Annotated in this window: 3 protein-coding genes; all 3 read left to right on the top strand. The window is 65.0% G+C overall.

Annotated elements, in window-relative coordinates:
• Positions 1-69 precede the first annotated feature (69 nt).
• A complete protein-coding gene (locus AC1DT2_RS21615; protein ID WP_477298645.1) occupies positions 70-798 on the top strand; it encodes a CoA transferase subunit A in 729 nt (242 codons plus the stop codon).
• Positions 799-800: 2 nt separating this feature from the next.
• The gene (locus AC1DT2_RS21610) at positions 801-1,436 is read left to right on the top strand and encodes a CoA transferase subunit B (protein ID WP_063572471.1); all 636 of its coding nucleotides are present in this window, start codon (positions 801-803) and stop codon (positions 1,434-1,436) included.
• A 327-nt stretch (positions 1,437-1,763) separates the two neighbouring features.
• A partial coding sequence (locus tag AC1DT2_RS21605) for a LysR family transcriptional regulator (protein ID WP_477298642.1) occupies positions 1,764-2,112 on the top strand: 349 nt, incomplete at its 3' end.

Below are 2,112 nucleotides of genomic sequence, written 5' to 3'. Positions count from 1 at the left end.
ACGTGATGGCGCTCGGCTATGATGGCGGGCGAACCGGCGGCGGGACCGCCCGGATGGACTCGACAACGCATGAACCAGGTGAAGTCGCACTCGCGCGACAAACGTGTCGCCAGCGCCCGTGAGGCCCTGGCCGGCCTCGTGGCCGACGGACAGATTATCGCCGTGGGCGGCTTCGGCCTCTGCGGTATTCCCGAGCTTCTCATCGAGGCCCTTCGCGACTCCGGGGTCACGGGCCTGACTGCCGTGTCCAACAACGCCGGCATCGATGGCGTGGGCCTCGGCCTGCTGCTGGCAACCCGCCAGATCCGCAAGATGGTTTCCTCCTATGTGGGCGAGAACAAGGAGTTCGAACGCCAGTTCCTCGCCGGTGAGCTCGAGGTCGAGTTCACCCCGCAGGGAACGCTTGCCGAGAAGCTGCGCGCCGGCGGCGCGGGCATCCCCGCCTTCTTCACCCGCACCGGTTACGGCACCCAGGTGGCCGAGGGCAAGGAAACCCGCGAGTTCGACGGCAACATGTACGTGATGGAGCGTTCCATCGTGGCCGACGTGGCGCTGGTGAAAGCCTGGAAGGCCGATCCCTCGGGCAAYCTCGTCTATCGCAAGACGGCYCGSAACTTCAATCCGATGGCGGCCACGGCCGGTAAGGTCTGCATCGCCGAGGTCGAGATCATGGTGGAAGTAGGCGAGCTGGATCCGGACCAGGTTCACACGCCGGGCATCTACGTCGATCGCATCGTGCATAACCCCGCGCCGTCCAAGCGCATCGAACAGCGCACCGTGCGCGCACAGGGAGCCTGACCATGGCCTGGAATCGCGATCAGATGGCGCAGCGCGCCGCCCTGGAACTGAGCAACGGCGATTACGTGAACCTTGGCATCGGTTTGCCGACGCTGGTGGCCAACTTCCTGCCCGACGGCGTGGACGTATGGCTGCAGTCGGAGAACGGCCTGCTAGGCATCGGCCCCTTCCCGACCGAAGAGGAAGTGGACGCCGACCTCATCAACGCCGGCAAACAGACCGTCACCGCCCGGCCCGGCGCGTCGTACTTTTCGAGCGCCGACTCCTTCGCGATGATTCGCGGCGGTCACATCGACATCTCGATCCTCGGCGCTATGCAGGTCACCGGCGAAGGCGACATCGCCAACTGGATGGTGCCCGGCAAGATGGTCAAGGGCATGGGCGGCGCGATGGACCTSGTCGCCGGCGTGAAGCGCGTGGTCGTGGTCATGGAACACACCGCGAAAGACGGCACGCCGAAGATCCTCACCGAATGCACCCTGCCGCTCACAGGCAAAGGCGTGGTCGACCGCATCATCACCGACCTGGCCGTGTTCGACGTCACGCCGGACGGCCTCGCGTTGATCGAGCTGGCTCCCGGTGTCGACGAAGGCCACGTCCGCGCCAGCACCGAGTGCGCCTTCACTTCGAAGCTCTGACTTTGCGGCTCTTGCCTTGTGTGGGAGCCGATTTATCGGCGATTGGGTGCTGGCGACAACGCCGCACCCCGGCCCGCTGCCGCGGGATCGCCGATGAATCGGCTCCCACAATTTTGCAGGCCCAGAAAGAAAGTCGCCCCGCAGAGGACGCCTCGGCATGGGCCTCGGGGGGGGAGGTAGGCCAGATACCGGTGTTTAGCGTCGATGCGGGGCGAGGGACCTACCGACCCAGGGGGAGGGTTGATTGGTAGGTCGACGAGGATCATAGATTTCCTAGGAAATTCTCGCCAATATATCTTTCACCGCTCACTTAGACGAAAATCGACTATGTTCGATCTGCGCCAGCTGCGCTACTTCGTGGAAGTGGCGGAAACCCTCAGTTTCACCCAGGCCGCCCAGCGCCTGCATATTTCGCAGCCACCGCTGTCGCAGCAGATTCTCGCCCTGGAGGCGGATCTCGGCGTGCGCCTGTTCGACCGCAACCGGCGCCGCGTGGCGCTGACCGAGCCGGGACGACTCTTCCTGCTCGAAGCCAAGGCGATCCTGGCGCGGGCGGAGAGCGCGCGAACCGTGGTGACCGAAGCGGCCGCCGGGTTCACCGGCCAGCTGAGGCTGGCATATGCCGTCTCCGTATCATTCCACCGCGCGCTCCCGGAAACCTTGCTGCGCTTCACAC

It is taken from the genome of Luteibacter sp. P4_E6 (assembly GCF_056401535.1).
This window is presented reverse-complemented; position numbering and strand designations above follow the sequence as displayed.